Origin of the sequence: Kribbella sp. CA-245084, from assembly GCF_050942355.1 — a bacterium.
Taxonomy (GTDB): domain Bacteria; phylum Actinomycetota; class Actinomycetes; order Propionibacteriales; family Kribbellaceae; genus Kribbella.
Genome location: NZ_CP192053.1, coordinates 8,949,388 through 8,967,890 on the forward strand (window position 1 = coordinate 8,949,388; position 18,503 = coordinate 8,967,890).

General features: G+C 68.3%; 20 protein-coding genes. 9 read left to right on the forward strand and 11 right to left on the reverse strand.

Annotated elements, in window-relative coordinates:
• Window positions 1-57: 57 nt before the first annotated feature.
• The gene (locus tag ACQPYH_RS43015) at window positions 58-2,559 is read left to right on the forward strand and encodes a polysaccharide lyase family 8 super-sandwich domain-containing protein (protein ID WP_432884014.1); all 2,502 of its coding nucleotides are present in this window, start codon (window positions 58-60) and stop codon (window positions 2,557-2,559) included.
• On the opposite strand, the gene ACQPYH_RS43020 is transcribed toward ACQPYH_RS43015, so the two are convergent.
• The 4 genes from ACQPYH_RS43020 to ACQPYH_RS43035 are packed head-to-tail and all read right to left on the reverse strand — an operon-like array spanning window position 2,537 to window position 4,272.
• Entirely contained in the window at window positions 2,537-3,013 is a 477-nt protein-coding gene (locus tag ACQPYH_RS43020; protein WP_432884016.1) for a MarR family winged helix-turn-helix transcriptional regulator, read from the reverse strand. The two genes, ACQPYH_RS43015 and ACQPYH_RS43020, sit on opposite strands and share 23 nt — an antisense overlap.
• The gene (locus tag ACQPYH_RS43025; RefSeq protein WP_432884019.1) at window positions 3,010-3,609 is read right to left on the reverse strand and encodes a DJ-1/PfpI family protein; all 600 of its coding nucleotides are present in this window, start codon (window positions 3,607-3,609) and stop codon (window positions 3,010-3,012) included. The genes ACQPYH_RS43020 and ACQPYH_RS43025 overlap by 4 nt, the downstream gene beginning before the upstream one ends.
• Window positions 3,610-3,649: 40 nt before the next feature.
• Window positions 3,650-4,039, reverse strand: a complete 390-nt coding sequence (locus tag ACQPYH_RS43030) for a type II toxin-antitoxin system VapC family toxin (RefSeq protein WP_432884021.1) — start codon at window positions 4,037-4,039, stop codon at window positions 3,650-3,652.
• Window positions 4,039-4,272 (reverse strand): hypothetical protein, encoded by a 234-nt coding sequence (locus ACQPYH_RS43035; RefSeq protein WP_432884022.1) that lies wholly within the window; start codon window positions 4,270-4,272, stop codon window positions 4,039-4,041. Before ACQPYH_RS43035 ends, ACQPYH_RS43030 begins: the two co-directional genes overlap by 1 nt.
• A gap of 79 nt (window positions 4,273-4,351) precedes the next feature.
• Between ACQPYH_RS43035 and ACQPYH_RS43040 the strand changes: the two genes are divergently transcribed.
• A complete protein-coding gene (locus ACQPYH_RS43040; RefSeq protein WP_432884025.1) occupies window positions 4,352-4,795 on the forward strand; it encodes an N-acetyltransferase family protein in 444 nt (147 codons plus the stop codon).
• Here ACQPYH_RS43040 and ACQPYH_RS43045 read toward each other — a convergent pair.
• Genes ACQPYH_RS43045 through ACQPYH_RS43060 form a run of 4 tightly spaced genes read right to left on the reverse strand, consistent with a single transcriptional unit; the run spans window position 4,762 to window position 8,757 of the window.
• Complete coding sequence (locus ACQPYH_RS43045; protein WP_432884027.1) at window positions 4,762-5,940, reverse strand: MFS transporter; 1,179 nt, start codon at window positions 5,938-5,940, stop codon at window positions 4,762-4,764. The genes ACQPYH_RS43040 and ACQPYH_RS43045 overlap by 34 nt on opposite strands.
• Window positions 5,937-7,037, reverse strand: coding sequence for a MerR family transcriptional regulator (locus ACQPYH_RS43050; protein WP_432884029.1), 1,101 nt, complete (start codon window positions 7,035-7,037; stop codon window positions 5,937-5,939). Before ACQPYH_RS43050 ends, ACQPYH_RS43045 begins: the two co-directional genes overlap by 4 nt.
• Before the next feature lie 34 nt (window positions 7,038-7,071).
• Complete coding sequence (locus tag ACQPYH_RS43055; protein ID WP_432894656.1) at window positions 7,072-7,581, reverse strand: AAA family ATPase; 510 nt, start codon at window positions 7,579-7,581, stop codon at window positions 7,072-7,074.
• 24 nt (window positions 7,582-7,605) lie between these two features.
• Window positions 7,606-8,757, reverse strand: coding sequence for an anhydro-N-acetylmuramic acid kinase (locus ACQPYH_RS43060; RefSeq protein WP_432884031.1), 1,152 nt, complete (start codon window positions 8,755-8,757; stop codon window positions 7,606-7,608).
• A 134-nt stretch (window positions 8,758-8,891) separates the two neighbouring features.
• Here ACQPYH_RS43060 and ACQPYH_RS43065 point away from each other — a divergent pair, with 134 nt between their 5' ends.
• The 3 genes from ACQPYH_RS43065 (at window position 8,892) to ACQPYH_RS43075 (ending at window position 11,559) form a co-directional block, all read left to right on the forward strand.
• Complete coding sequence (locus tag ACQPYH_RS43065) at window positions 8,892-9,389, forward strand: SigE family RNA polymerase sigma factor (RefSeq protein ID WP_432884034.1); 498 nt, start codon at window positions 8,892-8,894, stop codon at window positions 9,387-9,389.
• A complete protein-coding gene (locus ACQPYH_RS43070; RefSeq protein WP_432884036.1) occupies window positions 9,386-10,741 on the forward strand; it encodes a hypothetical protein in 1,356 nt (451 codons plus the stop codon). Before ACQPYH_RS43065 ends, ACQPYH_RS43070 begins: the two co-directional genes overlap by 4 nt.
• A 146-nt stretch (window positions 10,742-10,887) precedes the next feature.
• A complete protein-coding gene (locus tag ACQPYH_RS43075) occupies window positions 10,888-11,559 on the forward strand; it encodes an endo-beta-N-acetylglucosaminidase H (protein ID WP_432884039.1) in 672 nt (223 codons plus the stop codon).
• Window positions 11,560-11,621: 62 nt separating this feature from the next.
• Here the strand turns inward: ACQPYH_RS43075 and ACQPYH_RS43080 are convergent, their stop codons facing one another.
• Both ACQPYH_RS43080 and ACQPYH_RS43085 read right to left on the reverse strand, forming a co-directional pair.
• Window positions 11,622-11,771, reverse strand: a complete 150-nt coding sequence (locus tag ACQPYH_RS43080; RefSeq protein WP_432884042.1) for a hypothetical protein — start codon at window positions 11,769-11,771, stop codon at window positions 11,622-11,624.
• A gap of 3 nt (window positions 11,772-11,774) precedes the next feature.
• The gene (locus tag ACQPYH_RS43085; protein WP_432884044.1) at window positions 11,775-12,293 is read right to left on the reverse strand and encodes a histidine phosphatase family protein; all 519 of its coding nucleotides are present in this window, start codon (window positions 12,291-12,293) and stop codon (window positions 11,775-11,777) included.
• 163 nt (window positions 12,294-12,456) lie between these two features.
• Between ACQPYH_RS43085 and ACQPYH_RS43090 the strand changes: the two genes are divergently transcribed.
• From ACQPYH_RS43090 to ACQPYH_RS43105, 4 genes are all read left to right on the forward strand, one after another.
• The gene (locus tag ACQPYH_RS43090) at window positions 12,457-14,316 is read left to right on the forward strand and encodes an acyl-CoA dehydrogenase (protein ID WP_432884046.1); all 1,860 of its coding nucleotides are present in this window, start codon (window positions 12,457-12,459) and stop codon (window positions 14,314-14,316) included.
• A gap of 255 nt (window positions 14,317-14,571) precedes the next feature.
• Window positions 14,572-15,792: a hypothetical protein gene (locus tag ACQPYH_RS43095; RefSeq protein WP_432884049.1), complete on the forward strand. Its 1,221-nt coding sequence runs from the start codon at window positions 14,572-14,574 to the stop codon at window positions 15,790-15,792.
• 20 nt (window positions 15,793-15,812) lie between these two features.
• Complete coding sequence (locus tag ACQPYH_RS43100; RefSeq protein WP_432884051.1) at window positions 15,813-16,433, forward strand: hypothetical protein; 621 nt, start codon at window positions 15,813-15,815, stop codon at window positions 16,431-16,433.
• On the forward strand, window positions 16,430-17,647 hold the full coding sequence (locus ACQPYH_RS43105) for a hypothetical protein (RefSeq protein ID WP_432884054.1): 1,218 nt from the start codon (window positions 16,430-16,432) through the stop codon (window positions 17,645-17,647). The genes ACQPYH_RS43100 and ACQPYH_RS43105 overlap by 4 nt, the downstream gene beginning before the upstream one ends.
• On the opposite strand, the gene ACQPYH_RS43110 is transcribed toward ACQPYH_RS43105, so the two are convergent.
• Complete coding sequence (locus ACQPYH_RS43110) at window positions 17,648-18,418, reverse strand: DUF4097 family beta strand repeat-containing protein (protein ID WP_432884057.1); 771 nt, start codon at window positions 18,416-18,418, stop codon at window positions 17,648-17,650. It lies immediately after the preceding gene.
• Window positions 18,419-18,503 lie beyond the last annotated feature (85 nt).

Sequence of the window (18,503 nt, forward strand, 5' to 3'; positions counted from 1 at the left end):
ATAGTTCCGGCTGATTGACTCTCGGGGTGAGGTTTTTCCCACCGCCTGGGAGTTTCAGTGGATATCACCCGTCGCCGCCTGCTGTCTTTCGTCCCCGCCACCGCCCTGTTGACCGCGGTCAACCCGGCTCCGTCCGCCCGCGCTGACGGGCGGACGGTGACCGCCGACCCCAGCCAACTGCTGGCCAACGCGATCGCGATCTACGCCGGTACGGCGGAATCGAACGCGCGCTCCGAGGTCGCCGCGAAGGTCGCCGCGATCGACAGCACCGCGCGGACCTGGTTGTCCGCGCTCGACCGCGCCGGCTCCGGCGAGCTGTTCGCCGGCCTGCCCCTCGGCACGAGCGATCCGAACCTCAGCTCGTCGTACCAGCACCTCTACGAGATCGCGCTCGCCTTCCGCCGGCCCGGACCGGCATCCGACCTGCAGGGCAACGAGCAGGTGCGCGCCCGGATCGCAGAGAAGCTGCTCTGGCTCCACGCGAACTACTACGGCGACCAGTCGAAGGGGTACTACGGCAACTGGTTCACGTGGGAGATCGGCATCTCGACGTTCGTGTCGAAGACGCTCGCGCTGATCGACGCCCCGACCGATCTGATCACGCAGTACGTCGCCTCGATGGACGCGTACCTGCGCAACGGGAAGGACGGCGACGTCGACCTCGACTCGCGCTTCCACACCGGCGCGAACCTCGTCGACATCACCGCGAACCGTGTCCTTCAGGGCGCCCTGCTGAACGACGACGCGCGGATCCGGAAGGCGCTGCAGGACCAGTTCACGGTCTTCGCGACGATCGACCCGTACAACCTCCAGCACGACGTCACCGACGGGTACTACGCGGACGGCTCGTTCATCCAGCACGCGTCCGTCGCGTACACCGGGTCGTATGGAAAAGGCCTGCTCAGCCGGGTTGTGCAGACGATCAAGGTGCTCGCGGGGACGGAGTACGCGCAGGGTGACGACCTGGTCGGCGTGGTGCAGGGCTGGGTCGAGCACGGGTTCGCGCCGCTGATCTTCGAGGGCTGGATGATGGAGATCGTCAAGGGTCGCGCGGTGTCCCGGACGGCGACCGGGTACGACGACGTGGCGGTCGTCGTCGAGGCGATCGTCGACCTGGCCGACTACGCGACCGGGGCGGATGCCCAGCGTTTGAAGGCGTTCGCGAAGTTCACCGCGCGGCCGACGATCAACGTGAACAGCTTCGTCTCACCGGTCAGCATCGGACGGTTCGCGGACCTGAAGAACGATCCCGCGATCGTCCCGGCCGACCTCAATCCGGCCGAGAGTACGACGGCCTTCAACGCGATGGACCGGACCGTGCATCGCCGGCCCGGGTACGCGTTCGCGGTCGCGCGGAACTCGCAGCGGATCAGCAAGTACGAGTACATGAGCGGCGAGAACCTGATGCCGTGGTTCCAGGGCGACGGCGCGCACTACCTCTACCTGGCGGGCGAGGACCAGACGAAGTCGTTCGGCATCGACTACTACACGACGGTCTCGCCGTACGCGCTCGGTGGCGTGACCGCGCCGGTCGAGACGCGCAAGACGGTGCCGGAGCTCTACGGGACGGCGTGGTACGACAATCCGCCGACGTTCACGGCGTCATCGGAAGAGCAGAACACCTACGTGTACTTTCCGACCGGCACCAACGTGCATTCCGGCGGCGCGACCCTGGACGCGTACGGCGCGGTCGGCTGGGTGCAGTCGGACGATTTCGCGTACGCGTCACGCGCGAGCCTCCCGGACGACTTCGTCGTCTACAAGAACGCGTCGGCGACCAAGTCGTGGTTCCTCCTCGACGACGAGATCGTCGTACTGGCAGCCGGCGTCGGCGACGCGACCCGCGCCGTCACGACCACCCTCGACACCCGGATCGCCGGTGCAACTGATCCCGTCACCATCACCGGCGTACGCCGCGACGGCCGCCCGTGGACCGGCTCCGGCACAGTCGCCCCACGATGGCTCCGCTACGCCAACAGCACCGCCTCCATCGGCTACCACTTCCTCCAGCCGACCGAGCTCTCCGTCGATCTGCAGGCAATCACCCGAAGCCGCCGGGTAGTGCGCACGTCGAACCCGGACACCGCGATCACCAAGCAGGTCTTCGCTCTCACCGCCACCCAACCCGCGGGCGCCAACGGATCACTCGCCTACGTATTGGTGCCTAACGCAACAGAATCCGCCTTGAAGGCATACCAGCACAATCGGATCCTGCCGCTCGCCAACACCGTTAAAATGCAAGCGATCCAGCACCTGGGCCTCCGCCTGACGGCCGCCAACACCTTCACCGCCGGCCCTCACAACCTTCCCGGGCTCACCATCGACGGTCCGGCCTCGCTGCTCCTCCGCCGTCAATCGTCGAGCGTGCAGGTCGCGGTGTCCGATCCGACGACGCAGCGCGACCGCATCACCGTCAACCTCTGGGCGCAGTACCTCAAGGCTGCGACGCCCACACCAGGCGTTCAGGTGACGCGGACGCTCACCGGCACACGATTGACCTTCACCACCCGCCACACCTACGGGAGCAGTCTGGCGATCAAGCTTCTTCCAGCTTGGTGATGATCGCCTGCATGGTGGCGAGCGTCGTACGAAGGTCGTCGAGGTCGGCAACCTTCGCGAGCTCCGACGTCCACGGGTGCTGGGCGACCGCGATCTGGCGGATCGCCCAGTAGCCGGCCTCGGTGCAGGCGAGCAGCTTGGCGCGACGGTGGGCCGGGTTCGGCCGGTACTCCGCGAGCCCGCGCTCCACGAGCAGATCCGCGATCCGCTGCACACCTTGCCGGCTGACGCCCATGATCCGGCCGACGTCGGCGACCGACCGCGGCTCGTCGAGTACGCCGCCCAGCACCTGCCACCACGCAGCCGTCAGTCCGCCGTGCGCCGCCAGGTCCTGGGCAGCCTCCATCAGCCGCGCGTTCAGCCGGAAGGTGGCGAGGACGACATCCGTCAACACCGCACCACCTTCCGACTGCTTGGTCGGCTTCGGCCACTCTTGTCTGGGTGGAACCGTCATCCCACCAGCGTCGCGTACGCCGCGGGGTCGGCGCGATGGAACACGCCTTCGTACGCATCCAGCTTCCGCTCGTCGGCCAGCTCGAGCCGCTGCAGCACCGCTCGCGCGAACTGCACCGGCGAGTCCGGCCCCGCCGTGATCAGATCCCCACCGATGACGGCCCGCTCGTCGATGTAGTTGCCGACGCCCTGGTATCCGGTCGCCTGCAGGTACTCCTTCGCCGCACTCGTGTGCTTGCGCTCATCCAGCAACCCCGCCCGAGCCAGCCCCGCCGTCGCGCCACAGATCGCCGCCACCGGCACCGACGCCTCGAGGAACCGCGCCGCCAACTTCGCGAACGCATCCCCACCGCCGTTGTCCCACAGCCCCGACCCGGCCAGCACCAGCAGGTCACCCGCATCGGGCTCGACGTCGGCAATCGTCACGTCCGGCACGACCCGCATCCCACCCATGGTCACCACCGGCTCCAGCGACTCCCCCACCGTCACCACAGACCACGGCACCCCGGTAAACCGCCCGGTCCGCAACTCCACCACCAGATGCCCGATCTCCCAGTCCGCCAACGTCTCGTACACCGCCACATAAGCTGTCTTCATAGACAACATGTTGTCATCCCGACAACATGTTGTCAACGGATTAGGCAGGTGCATTGACCGTGAGATCGGCTGCCCGGGCGGCGTCGGCGAGGCGCTTGTCGTAGGTGACGAAGGCTGTGAGCGGCTGGATGCGAAGGGCTGTCGCGAGGTGGATCGCATCCAGACTCCGCACGGTCGCCGGCCGAACGGTCTGGGCGAGGATCCGGCTCCCTGCATCCAGGTCGACGAGCTCGATCAGATCCAGGACCAGATGCAGGCGCGACACCGCCTGAGGCGCATGCCGCGCCAAGGCCCGGAACGACTCGATCTCGGCGAGGACCGAGCTCACCCACCCGAGCTCCGCCCGTTCGTCGAGCCAGTCACGGAGGGCCTGCGATTCGGACTCGGCATGGACCAGCTTCACGATCGCGGCCGAGTCGAGGTAGATCATCAGCGCTCGCCATCCCGGTCCTGGGACAGTTCACCCCCGACGTCGACGCCGTCCGGCTCACCGAGCGGCATCCGCAGTACCGCTCGACGCATCTCGGCCGCGCGCTCCCGGCGCGCCGCCGCCTCGAGCACCGCCTGCCTGATGACCGCCGACCGCGAGCTGCCGTCGTGGGTCAACACCGCCAGCGCATGTTCGGTCTCCACGTCAGTACGAATCGTGATGGTATCCGCCATGCCACTATCGTAAGACAGTTCGTCTTACAAGACCAGAAATCGGGTGGTTGTGGGGTGGGTGGGCTGGGAGGGTGGGGGGATGGGTGTGCGTGAGCTAGTGCTGGACGACTGGGGTGGGTTGTGGCCGTTGGTGAAGGGGTTCGGGACTGAGTTTTCGGAGGTGGAGTCGCGGGGGTACTTCGAGGAGCTGGTGGAGGATCCTCGGTGGGTGGCGTTGGGGTACGACGACGGTGGGGAGCTGATCGGGTACGCCGCGGTGCAGGACTATGGGACGCACTTGCGCGCGGGGCGGAGGCACCACGGGCGGTTGCATGACCTGTATGTCGTGCCGGACCGGCGAGGCGGTGGGGTTGGGCGGGCGTTGATGGATGCGGTGGCGGAGTGGGCGTCGACCCGGGTCCGGTATCTCGAGTGGCAGGGCCATCACGAGCGGGCGGCGCCGTTCTACGAGAAGTTGGGGTATCGCGGTGAGCCGTGTCCGCAGCCCGACTACCCGACCTTCGAGATCGACTTCGGTAGGTAGGCGCGCAACAGCATGAAGCCGGCGAATGCGGTCGCAGCGGCGGCGAGGACAAGCGCGCGGCGTACGTCGAGCGTGGCGAGGAGATTCATCGACACGATCAGCGGAACGGTCTGCACCAAGGACAGCAGCGACTGAAGCCGGGTCAGATGCGATCTTGGCGTACTGCGGACGAACACCGGCGCAAGGTGCGACGTGAAGAGCCCGATGCCGACGCCCTGCACAAGAGTCGCGCCGACCGCCAACGGGACGGACGGTGCCAGCGCGAGACCCGAGATCCCGACCGCGGCGAGCAGACACCCGGCGCCGCCCGTCAGCTCGGCACGTTCGAACGTGCCTAACCGCGCGACCAGGATCGTCACCGCCAACCCGCCACAAACGTTGCCCGCCACAACAAACCCCGCTTGCCCGGCCGTCCATCCGTGCGATCGGGCAAGCAGCGGAACGCACAATGACGTCACCGGCAGAACGAAGGTCGCGACCAGCGCCACCACGGCCAACACCATCCGCAGCACAGGATCTCCAGCAGCAACTCGCAACCCATCCAGTGCCTCACGCACAACAGAACGGTCAGGCCTCTGCTGAGGACTCACGTCGTACGGCGGTCTGAGCATCAACAACACGAGGAACTGCACCGCGAACGTCACCCCGTCGAGCATCAGTGCCCCGACCAGCCCGACAGTCGCAACGAGCAGCCCGCTGAGTGGTCCGCCGGCAAGCGTGATGAGCTGCGTGGCCGACGTACGCAGAGCCATTGCCCTGGGCAACTGATCGTCCGGCACGAACAGCCGAGGCAGCACACCCGCGGCCGGCAGCGCGAAGGCATCGACCGTGCCGACGACCACCGCCGTCATCAGCAGCAGACCGGCCGAAGTCCCACGAACCCCAACCACCGCGGCCAGCAACAAGCAGCACGTGCCGACGATCGCGCTGCACGCGAGCAGCAGCCGGCGTGGACCGATCCGGTCACCGAGGACGCCACCGAGCAGGAGAAGTACGGCGCGCGGCAGCGTGAACCCGGTCAGCACCAGCGCGGCGACCTGCGGGCCGATGCCCGTCGCCGCCCACCCGAGCGCGAAGAACAGCGCGGTGTCGCCGAGTACCGAGAGAGTGGAGCCTGCCAGCCAGCCGTAGTACGACCGCGTCACCCGTCCAGCCGGACAGGCATGACGAGCGTGGTGAACGTGCCCTGGTCGGCCGATCGTACGACGACCGGTCGCGCCGGCTCGCAGATCTCGAGCAGGACGTCCGGCCCGACGCTCGCCTCCAGCGCGGCGGCGAGCATACTCGCGGTGAACCCGACCCGCACCGCCCCGGACCCGATCGCGTCGAGCTTCACCTCGTCGCCGATCCGCAGACTCTCGGAGTCGATGTCAAAGGCAACAACATCCCGCCCGACCAGTACGTCGAGCAGCCCGGCCCGATCCACCACCACCCGGCAGACCGGCGGTGTCAGCCCGTCGAGAATCTGCTGGTACGCCGGATACTCCGCATCAACCACGGCGAGCTCGCGCGACTCGTCGCCCCGCACGAGCTTCAGCCCGCCGGGTGCGAGCTCCATCCGCACGACGTCGCCGGCTGCAGCCCAACGGCTGATCTCCGCAAGCTCATCCGCGCGCACCAGGGCCCGCCCACCAGTCCCACCGAATTCCACCGGCCGAACGGTGCGGACCGCCAACCGATATCGGTCGGTGGCCACAAAGGTGATCTCGTCCGGCGAAAAGTCGATCAGCACACACGCCAGCACCACCTGCAGTTCCTCCGGCCCAGCCGCCGGAGCAGACGAGTTCGGCCCGGCCGCCGGAGCGGATGAGGGCGGCCCGGCCGCCGGGTCGGCTGAGGCCGGGCGGGCCGCGGTGGGGGTTACCTGGCGGATTGCGCTGGCCAGTTCGGGGCCGCCGAGAGCTGCTGTTGTTCGGTGCGCCTCCAGTTGCGTGAGGAGGCGCGCGGCGGCTTCGCGGGTTGCGGTGGATTTGGCTTCCAGGGTGCGGAGGTGGGACCGGACCAGGTCAGCCACGTCAGCCACGTCGGCGTCCAGTGCGACGCGGACGTCGGGCAGCGGGAGGTCGATCTCCCGCAGGTCGCGCAGCAGACGAGCCCTGGGTTGTTGCGACCTGTCGTAGTACCGGTAGCCATTCGCCGCGTCCACGAAAGCGGGCGGCAGCAGCCCGCAGTCGTCGTAGAACCGCAGGGCGCTCGGCGCCAGCCCCACCATCCGCGCAAACTCACTGATCGTCAGCCTCATGCGCCCGACCCTGATCCCTGAACCAACTCGAAGGTCAACTCCGGAGCCGGCCCCACAGGCTGACGGTCTTGCCGAACCGTTCGCCGCGGATCCAGTCGAGGATGCTGCGAGCCACGCGGTCGGGCGAGAGGTCACCGCGGACCGAGCGCGGGACACGGGTCCGCAGCTCGGCCGCCTCGGCGAGAGCGTCGGCGATCTGGTCCTCGGCCCAGCCGCGGAGCGCGAGGCGTTTGCGGCGAATGGCGTCGGGACAATCGAGATGCAGCCAGCGACCCTCGGGAAGCTCCGCAGGCAGCAGCGGAGACAGGAGCAGCACCGGGATCCCGGACCGCCGGATCAGCTCGGTGATCCGCAACCAGAGCGCGTTGTACGCCGGCCAGATCGGCGCCGCCGTCGGACTGGCGATGTCGATCCCAAGCAGCCGTCCGTCGTCGTCCAGCAGCTCGTCCATGTCCATCACGACCAGGTTCCCCGGGCTGAGCCGCACCAACTCCGGCACCACTGTCGTCTTCCCCGACCCGGGTGCTCCCGTCACCACGAACATCCTCGTCACAGCACTAGTGTGCGGTCACTGCACCAGAAGGCGCATCGGAGGTCGTGCCTCGCCTGTGATCGTCGGCAGTCCGCTCAGGCCCGGTGTGACCGATCCAAGGACGCTGGAGTGTGCCGCACCGGTGCAGCTCGGGACTGTCCCGCCGAGGCCGTGCACGCTCAGGAACCCGAGTACGGCGAAGGCGTACGCCTCCTTCGCGGCCGACGGCATGCCCAGCTCGTCGGTGGTCCGGACCGGAATCTCCAGCTCGTCCGCCAGCAGATGCATCAGCGCCGGATTCTGGATCCCCCCTCCCGATGCGACCACCTCGGTCCCGCCGTACCGCCGCACGGCGTCGGCCACCGTCCGGGCGGTCAGCGTGGTCACGGTGGCGACCAGGTCCTCCGCCGGGATCTCCGGCAGCCCCTCCATCGCCTTGGCCACGTAGGCGAGGTTGAACAGCTCCTTGCCCGTCGACTTAGGCGCCGGCCGCTGGTAGTACGGCTCCGCCAGCAGCCGACCGAGCAGCTCCTCGTGTACCTGACCCCGCGCCGCCATCACCCCGTCCGCATCGAACGGCCGCCCGGTCAGCTCCGTCACCACGGCGTCGATCAGCGCATTCGCCGGACCGGTGTCGAAGGCAACCGGATCGCCGTGGACCACGGTGATGTTCGCGATCCCCCCGAGATTCAGAGCCACCGGTACGCCGGGACGCCCGCGCAACCACAGCACGTCGATGATGCTGACCAGCGGCGCACCCTGCCCGCCCGCTGCCACGTCCCGCGCCCGCAGGTCCGACACCACAGGTACGCCGGTCGCCTCCGCGATCCACGCCGGCTGCCCGAGCTGCAGCGTCCCGCGCACCGTTCCGTCGTCGACCCAATGGAACACGGTCTGCCCGTGCGAGACGATCAGGTCGGCGTACCCGCCGCACAGCTGCTCCACCGCCTGCCGGGCCACCGCGGCGAACGCCTGCCCGATCCCGGTGTCGAGCCGGCAGACCTGCTCGACAGTCGTCGATGCCGGTGGCAACGACGCTGCGACCGCGGCCCGCAGCTCCGGCGGATACGGCTGGCTGAGCATGCCCAGCGGGGTCAGCACCAGCACGTCGCCGTCCAGCCGCAGGTCCGCGGCTGCCGCGTCGATCGCGTCGTACGACGTCCCGGACATCAGCCCGATCACTCGCATATCAACTCCCGTCGATGGCGGTCGGAGCGTCCATCTTCATCCACAACGCCGCCACGCCGCGACTCGGGCAATGCAACCTTCCGGTCTGCTCCGGTGTCTACCTGTCTACGAGGACGATCACCGAGGAGGGGTGAATGGTCACGCGGGGTGATGATTTCGACGACTTCGTCCGGGGGAGCTCGACCCGGCTGTTACGGACCGCAGTGCTGCTCGTCGGCGATCGGTCGGCGGCCGAGGATCTCGTCCAGGAGATGTTCGAGCGGGTCTACGTCCGCTGGCGGCGGATCCACAGCGCACCGGACGCGTATGCCCGCAAGACCCTTGCCAACCTCGCCGCGAACCGCTGGCGCAGCAAGGGCCGCAAACCCGAGGTCGCGCTCGCCGACCACGACCGGCCGACGCCCGACAGCGCCGAGGACCACGCGGTCCGCGCCCAGCTGATCACCGCGCTGCAGGAGCTTCCGCCGCGGCAGCGAGCCGTGATCGTCCTTCGGTACTACGAGGACCTCACCGAGGCCCAGACCGCCGACGCGCTCGGGTGCTCACTCGGCACCGTGAAGAGCCAGACGTCCCGCGCACTGGACCGGCTCCGCCTGATCACCGAACCAGCCATCCTGGAAGGACTGCGATGACCGAGACCGAACTCAAGCAGCGGCTGAGCGCTGACGTGGACAGCGTCGAGGCGCCGCCCGACCTGCTCGACCGCGCCCGGGCCGGCGGGGCTCGCCGACTCCGGCGCCGCCGCTTCCTCGCCGCGGGCGCGATCGCACTGACGTCGGTTGTCGTCGGCGGGGTGGCGATCACCGCGCCGACGATGCTCGACCATCGCTCCGATCCGCCGGTCGCATCTACCCCCGGCGAGGGCGACCCGTACGCGTTCCTGATGAACGGTCCGACCCGGGGCGACCTGGCCGGCGACGCGACGTACCTGAAGCAGGTGCTCGAGGCCTGGCGGTCCTCGCACGGCAACTCGATCAACCACGACCGCGGCATCTTCAACCACCTGCAGGGAGACGCGAAGGTCGCCTGGGCGAGCAACACGCCCGGCGGGCGGGCCGCGATCGTCGTCGAGAACTCCGACCTCCGCAACCACTCGGATGTGCAGCTGTACCACGAGGGCGTCGCGGCGCTGGTCGGGTACGTCATCGACGGTAAGGACGGCAAGCCGGCCGTGATCGGCGACGACTACCCGGTTCCGGGTTCGTCCCAGCAGACCGCGTTCGTCGTCGGGAAGGACGGCACCAAGGCACTGGTCGTCCTGCAGATGCCGGGCAAGCAGATCGGCCTGTCGCTGGGCCGCACGTACGCCGAGGACGGTTCCGTCAAGCGCACGTACACCCCGCTGACGTTCCACGACCGGGTCGCGGTCGTGAAGCTTCCGGCCGGGCAGAAGGACGACGACCTGCGGATCAACCGGATGCCGGGCACCGCCTTCTCCTATCTCGCGGTCCTGTACACCGGGCCGACGGTGATGGAGACCCCGGACAACCGCCTCTGGTCCGACTTCGCGCAGGAGGGCGACGGCCTCTGGGCGATGACCGACGGCGCGAACACGCTGCGCACGAAGGCGAACGAGGTCTTCAACGACGCGATCGGAAAGGTCAGCGACCCGAACGCGAACGGCACCGCCTCCTCGATCTGGACCGGGTACGGCGTCACCGCCGACGGGACCGCGGTGTACATCGGCGAGCAGGCGCTCGACAACGACCCGACCCACGTGTACGCCGTGCTCAAGCCGAAGACGGGCAAGCTCCGGATCGTGCACGGCGGCGTGCCCGAGGCGTCGGCCGCGCTCCCGGTGGCGATCAAACTCCCCGACAACCAGGGCTGGGCCGTCGCCCGCAAGGACGCACAACTGTCCTACCGGTACGACGGCGGCACCTGGAATCCGGCGCGCTCGAACGCGCTTCTGGTACCGGCCGGAAAGCACGCCGAGGTCAAGGTGGAGGCGGGCGGCAGGACGGACGTCGTACCGTTGCCATGAACCCTTGACACCGGGTTTGGGCCGATCGATGATCGGTGTCGCTATACCGGTTTATCTCCTGTCGCCGCCTGGGCCACCCTCCGGGCGGCGACGGGTGCTTAACCGATATAGCGACCCGCCCACCGTGATGAGGAGTCGATCAGCTCATGAAGCGAAGGACCCTGTTGTCAGCTCTGGCCGCCGGCACCGCCGCGGCCGCCACCGGTGCCGCACTGCCCGCCGAGGCCGCGCCCAAGTGCCGCCGCGCACAGAAGACCGGCCCGGTCACCGTCGCGTACATCGAGGTCAACGACCACAGCATGCTCAGCGCCGGCAAGTACACGCTGGCGAACGGCGGTGCGCAGGTGATCGATGTCGCGGTGATCTTCGCGGCGAACATCAACTACGACGGCTCGAACGCGTACCTGTTCTTCAACGACCAGGTGACGAACGTCCTGAACAACGTCGCCACCCAGGTCCGCCCGCTGCAGCAGAAGGGCATCAAGGTCCTGCTGTCGATCCTCGGCAACCACCAGGGCGCCGGCTTCGCCAACTTCCCGAACCAGGCGGCCGCCGACGCGTTCGCGCAGCAGCTCGCCGACGCGGTCAACCAGTACGGCCTGGACGGCATCGACTTCGACGACGAGTACGCGGAGTACGGCAACAACGGCACCGGTCAGCCGAACGACTTCTCGTTCGTCTACCTGGTCCAGGCCCTCCGCGCCAAGCTCCCGAACAAGCTGATCACTCTCTACAACATCGGTCCGGCCGCGGATCGCCTGACCTACAACGGCCAGAGCATCGCCGAGACCTTCAACTACTCCTGGAACCCGTACTAGGGCACGTGGGGCGTCCCGAGCGCGCCGAGCGAGAAGTCGCGCGTCTCCCCCGCCGCGATCTCCTACACCGACACCAGCTCGTCAACCGCCGCGAGCCTCGCCCAACGGACTGTCAGCGAGGGGTACGGCGTCTTCCTCACGTACAACCTGACCGAGGCCGACACATCGTCGTACATGTCGGCCTTCACCCAGAAGCTGTACGGCAGCGCCACCGTCTACAAGGCGTAGGTCCAGCCGGGCCGCCATTCGAACGGCGACTCGATCAGGTCCTCGATCGGTTTCCTACTCCCCAGCAGGTGGTCCAGCGCCCACCGGTTGGCGGAGTGGGCGACCACGAGGACGGTCGCATCGGCGTACCAGCGCTTGACGTCGGCGAGGAACGACCGGGTCAACTCGACGACGTCCCCGTAGCTCTGACCGCCGGGGAACGGAGTGTGGGCGCGGTCGACCCGCGGTTCCAGCTCGCCTGCCGGTGCCCCGTTGAGCTCGCCGTAGTTGCACTCGCGGAGTCGCCAGTCCACGAAATGCGGCACGGTCAGCCCGGACAGCTCGACCGTGTTCACCGCCCGGCGCAGGTCCGAGCTGAACACCACGTCGACGTCCGGCCACCGCAGCCCGAGCTCGCGCGACTCCGCACGCCCTCGCTCGGACAACTCACCGGGCAGCCACCCGGTAGCGATCCCTCGTTCGTTGTCGACGGTGGTCGAGTGGGTCTCGTATATCAGCCTGGTCACAGGTCACAGCTAACCCTCTTTGCCTTCATTACCGACGGGTATATACTCAAGTTACTCGTGAGTATGATGCTTAGGGGAATTCTGTGAGCGAGCGAAGCGAACGAGCAAATATGCACAGCAGCCTTCTGGCTCACGCCGGAACCGAGCGAAGCGAGGTGGAGGCGTGAGCCACTACAAGTCGAATCTGCGGGACATCGAGTTCAATCTGCTCGAGGTACTGGGCCGCGGCGACGTCCTCGGTCAGGGCCCGTACGCCGACATGGACGTCGACACCGCCCGTGAGGTGCTCGCGGAGGTCGACCGGCTGGCCAAGCACGAGCTGGCCGAGTCGTTCGCGGAGGCCGACCGGAACCCGCCGGTCTTCGACCCGGAGGCGCACGAGGTCCGGATGCCCGAGGCGTTCAAGAAGAGCTACCACGCCTACATGGACGCCGAGTGGTTCAAGCTCGAGCTGCCCGCCGAGCTCGGTGGCCAGCCGACGCCGCCGTCGCTGCGCTGGGCCGCCGCCGAGCTGGTGCTGGGCGCCAACCCGCCGGTCCACATGTACGCCGCCGGCCCGAACTTCGCGCACGTGCTCTGGCGCAACGGCATCGATCGCGACAAGAAGATCGCGCACCACATCATCGAGCGCGGCTGGGGCGCGACCATGGTGCTGACCGAGCCGGACGCCGGCTCCGACGTCGGCGCCGGTCGCACGAAGGCCACGCTGCAGGAGGACGGCTCCTGGCACATCGAGGGCGTCAAGCGGTTCATCACCTCGGGCGAGCACGACATGACCGAGAACATCGTCCACCTGGTTCTCGCGCGGCCGCAGGGCGTCGACGGTGTCGGCGGTCCGGGGACGAAGGGCCTGAGCCTGTTCGTGGTCCCGAAGTACGACTTCGACCTCGAGACCGGCGAGCTGACGGGCGAGCGCAACGGCGCCTTCGTCACGAACGTCGAGAAGAAGATGGGCATCAAGGTCTCCACGACCTGCGAGATCACCTTCGGCGATGGCGTGCCCGCCAAGGGCTGGCTGCTCGGCGAGGTGCACGACGGCATCGCGCAGATGTTCCAGGTGATCGAGTACGCACGGATGATGGTCGGCACCAAGGCGATCGCCACGCTGTCCACCGGCTACCTGAACGCGCTCGAGTACGCCAAGGAACGGGTGCAGGGCGCGGATCTGACGCAGCCGGCCAAGGACGCGCCGCGGGTCACGATCACGCACCACCCCGACGTACGGCGGTCGCTGCTGACGCAGAAGGCGTACGCCGAGGCGCTGCGGGCGCTGGTGTTGTTCACGGCGACGTACCAGGACCGGGCCGAGCAGGCGCGGTACGCCGGTGAGCACGACGACCTCGCCGAGCGGGTCAACGACCTGCTGCTGCCGCTCGTGAAGGGCTACGGCTCGGAGAAGTCGTGGACGCTGCTCGGCACCGAGTCGCTGCAGACGTTCGGCGGGTCCGGCTTCCTGCAGGACTACCCGATCGAGCAGTACGTGCGGGACGCGAAGATCGACACGCTCTACGAGGGCACGACCGCCATCCAGGGCCAGGACCTGTTCTTCCGCAAGATCATCAAGGACCAGGGCAAGGCACTCGGTCACCTGGCCGAGCAGGTGCAGGCGTTCGTCGCCTCCGAGGCAGGCAACGGCCGGCTGAAGGAGGAGCGCGGACTGCTCGCCAAGGGCCTCGAGGACACCCAGAAGATCCTGGGCATCATGGGGCAGGCCCTGATGGCCAGCAACCCGCAGGCGGAGAACGGCGACCCGCGCAACATCTACAAGGTCGGCCTGAACACCTCGCGGCTGCTGTTCGTCCTCGGTGACGTGGTCTGCTCGTGGCTGATGCTCCGCCAGGCGGAGGTCGCGCTGGAGCGGCTGGGCGGCGAGCTTTCCCCCGCTGACCAGGACTTTTACACCGGCAAGGTGGCGGCGGCCCAGTGGTTCGTCCGCAGCACGATGCCGTCGGTCCGGGCCGAGCGGATCAAGGCCGAGCTCACCGACCTCGACGTGATGGACCTCCCGGAGTCCGCCTTCTAACAGCTCCTCCGGCTCGGGTGCTTGCGCGGTCGAGCCGGAGGGTTCCAACTCGGGGCAGATTGATCTGCCCCGGGATGCCCCGCGATCTGCCCTGTTGTAAAGCGGGGTGTTGTAGCAACGTTTCTGCCCTGCAACACCGTGACCCTGGCTTGGCTTCCCCTGTCCAGGCCAGGGTCGCGTCTACTCCGGAACCAACCGAGCGGATGCGGCGTCCGTGTGAGTGTGTCCAAGTCGGGTAGTCGTAGGCTGTCGGCGATGTCCGCCGCCCGTCTCCTCGCCGCCCTCGTCGCGCTGTCGGCGTTCCTGCCGGCGCTCCCTGCGCAGGCCGGCACCCCCGAACTGCCCGACCGCATCGCTGCCGCCTGGCGGACCGATCACGTCTCCGTGGACGAACGCCTGCGGGCGACGATGCCGGCGTCCGAGCTGGCCCGGATCCGTACTGCGATCCGCACCGCCGGCCTGCCGGTGTACGTCGCACTCGTGCCGCAGTCGCCGTACCTCCGGGCGAGCGGCTACGACCTGCCGACGTTGCTGCACGCTCGGATCGGCGAGCCCGGGGTCTACATCGTTGCCGTTGTCTACGACAACTACTGGTCGGACAACGCGCAGCTGTTCCGGCCGGCCGGGCTGCGTGGCCGGGACCTCTCCAGCGTCCGCGCCGACGACAAGCAGGACTCCGATGTCGTCGACGAACGTCCGGCGCCACAGATCGTCCGGACGATCCAGCAAGCCTCCACGGCGTACGACGGTCGTCCGCTGCCGCAGGTCCCGGCCGCTGATCTGGAGCCGCAGCGCAGCGACGGCGGGTTGTCGGTGACCGACAAGGAGGATCGGTCCGCGTACGTCGGGCTGGGGGTCGGCGGGGTGCTCGGGTTCGCATTGGTTCTGTTTCTCGGACTTCGGCGCCGGCGGCCGGCCAAGCGGGTGAGGCGGGAGCGCGGCGACGGCAGCCCGCCGATCGAGGCGTGGGACGTGGAGCTCAAGGCGGACGACAAGATCAAGCAGGCCGAGCGGGCGCTCGTGCGGCTGGACAAGCGCAACAACAAGTCGACGAAGCAGCTCGACCAACGCGATGACGCGTACCGCCGGCTGGATGCGGCGCGCACGCTGCGCGCGGATCAGCCGGAGGACCTGCTCGCGGCCGCCGGTGCGCTCGTCCTCGCGCGGCAGGCCGAGCGTGTCGCCTCGGGAGCGGAGCTGCAGCCGCCGTGCTTCTTCAACCCGACGCACAACCCCGGAACAACCACGGTCGACTGGGAGGACGAGGTCGAAGTACCCGCGTGCCAGTCGTGCGTGAGCGTGATCCGGCGCGGCCGGACGCCGATCGGGTTGCGGGTCTGGAGCAAGTCCGGGTTGCTCGGTCACGACCGCAAGCAGGTGCCGTACTGGACGCTCGATCCGGAGGACAACCCGATGGTCGCGACCGGCTTCGGCGCGCTGTCCGACGACCTGCCCGAACGGATCGCGGTCCGATGAGGCGCGTCATTTTGTTGCTGATGACAACTATCTTTGCATTGACCGGGACGGCCTGGGCTGCCACGCCCACCGATCCTCGGATCGCCGCAGCTGCTGGCGCCTGGGCGAAGCAGGGGCTGTACGTCGACCCCGACTTCACCTCCGTTGCTGATGGCAACGAGATGTTGCGGGTGATCTCAGCGGCGAAGATGCCCGTCTTCGTTGCCGTCGTACCGACCGGAGCCTGGTTCCCGGAGAAGGGCGACGCGGATCTCCTCGCCGGCCGGCTGGCCGCCGCGAACGGGAAGCCGGGCGTGTACGTCGTGATGGACGGCGACACGACGTACGGCGTGGCGCACGAGCTCGCGGCGTACGCCCCGGACAGCACGTGGCGGGAGAAGGACGAGGCACTGAGCGCCCAGCTTTCGAAGTACCTCGACAATGTCGAGCTGAATGCTCGCTACTCGACCGAGCCGGCCCGGACCGAAGCGGTGCCGACGGAGCCGGAGCCTTCGTACCCGGAGGAGAAGTTCACCGTCGGCAAGGCGATCGGGAACGGACTCGGCGGCGGCGCGCTCGGGATGATCGGCGGCGGGATCCTCGCCGGAATCGTGTTGATCGTGGCGGCGATCGCCGCCCGGCGTCGGAAGGGAAGCGCGTGAAGGGCCTGTTGAGCTGCCTGGCGGCTTTGGTGTTGTTGGTCGCGGTCCCGGCCGAGGCCGCCGCTGATACGGCGCTGACGCCGGCGGAGCGGGCTCGGGAGATCGCGACCGCGTTGACGAAGGATCCGCTGTACATCGATCCGGCGTACGCGTCGGCGCTGCCGGAGAAGCTGCGGGCCGACGTACGGACGAAGGCCAAGGCGGTCGGGTATCCGATCTACACGATCATCCTGCCGCTGACGCCGAGCGACGAGTTCCAGGGCGAGGAGAGCACCGTGCTCTCCCTGGTGATGGACGCTCTGCGCAAGCCGGGGCTGTACGTCGTGGTCGACGGCGGGGATCGCTTCCCGTGGTACGAGGCGCGCGACGTACCGCAGGTCAGCGAGGACAAGCTGCAGGCGGCGCGCGAACGTGCGCTGGACGACGAAGGGTACGACGCTGGGCCGACCGAGGTGCTGGCCCGGATGTACGAGCTGCTCGCTGCGCCGGGGATCCCTTCGACGACGCCTCGTGCGACCTCGCCGCGATCAACGTCCGACCCTTCCGACTCGGACTCGGGTGGGCATGGTTGGGTCGTTGCGCTGTCGATCGTCGGCGGGCTGGTCGTGCTGGTTCTGCTCGGTTTGGTGATCGGGCTGCGGCGACGCGCGCCCCAGCAGGAGAAGGCCTTCCGCATCCCGCCGCACGTTGCCGCAACGGTCGCAGCCGAGCGGCGCCGGCGACTCGAACGGGACACGACGGCCGAGCTGACCACGCTCGGCACGAAGCTCGCCGCGCTGCCCACGACCGACGGGCCGGGTCTGGCGCACCAACAGGCGGCGCTCGACGATCACGCAGCGGCCGGGAAGGTTCTCGACTCGTCCACGTCGTTGGTGGATCTGGTCGGTGCGATGGTGCTCCTCGACAAAGCTCGCCGGGAGTACGACGTCGCGGTGACGGGCCGCGCGGACGCCGTACCGGATCTGTGCGCGTTCAACCCGCTGCACGGCCGGTCCGCCGGAAAGCCCACCCAGGTGGAAGCCGACGGCACCACCCTCACTCTCCCCCTCTGCGCCGCCTGCCGGCGAGCCCTCAAACGCGGCACCGCCCCGTCATCGCTGCCCGGCGACAACGGCCCCTACTGGTACGACGACACCCTCTGGGCCCGAACCTTCTACGGCACCACCGGCGACGACCTGGCCGAGTCCGTCTCTCGAGGGGAGCTCCACCGCTGATTACCGCGCGTGGAGTTCGATGTCGCCTGAGGTTGTTGTGGCGGTGAGGTCGTGGGAGGCGTCGGTGGAGTTGCCGAGGGAGTTCTCGACGTCGCCGGTGCGGGACTCGGTGGAGACCTTGTAGTCACCGCCGGGCGCGGTGATCTCGATGTCGCCGCTCGTCCCCTTCGCGTGGACGTCGTTGGCCTCGGCGAGCTGGAGTTCCATGTCTCCCGACGAGGTCTCGACGTTGACCGGGCCGCCCTTCAGATCCGCGGCCTCGATGTCGCCCGAGTTCGCCTTCACGTCGAGTTTGCCGGTGAGGTCGCTGACCGATACATCGCCGGACGTCACGTCGAGGTTCACATCGCCGTCGATCTCGCGAAGCTCGACCTGACCGGAGCGGGACTTGGCGTCGACGCCGGCGACTCCGGTCAGCTCCAGGTCGCCGCTGCCATTCTCGCCGGTGACCTTCGTCCCGCGGGGGACGGTGACCTCGAAGTCGGCGCTGCACTGCCAGCCGCAGTCGCCGTCGAGCTTGAGTACGCCGTCCTTCACGGAGTACGCGTCGCCGTGCTTGAAGAACCAGTACTTGCGCTGCTCCTGGACGGTGGTCGTGTCGTCGTCGGACACCTTGATCGTGATGTCGGAGTGATCGGCGGCGAGCTGCACCGTGGTGATCTTGTCGTCGACCTTGTGCGTGTCGTCGGAGTCCTTGCCCCCGAACTGCCAGAACGCCAGCCCGGCCGCCGCTACCAGCAGGATCACGCCGAGCTGCTTGTTCTCCGCCATCGTCCGCCTCATCTCGAGCCCACCCACGTTGTCGCATCGACAGTAGGTGGCGAGGCGTGCTCACTGGATCAGGCAGATCCCCCGA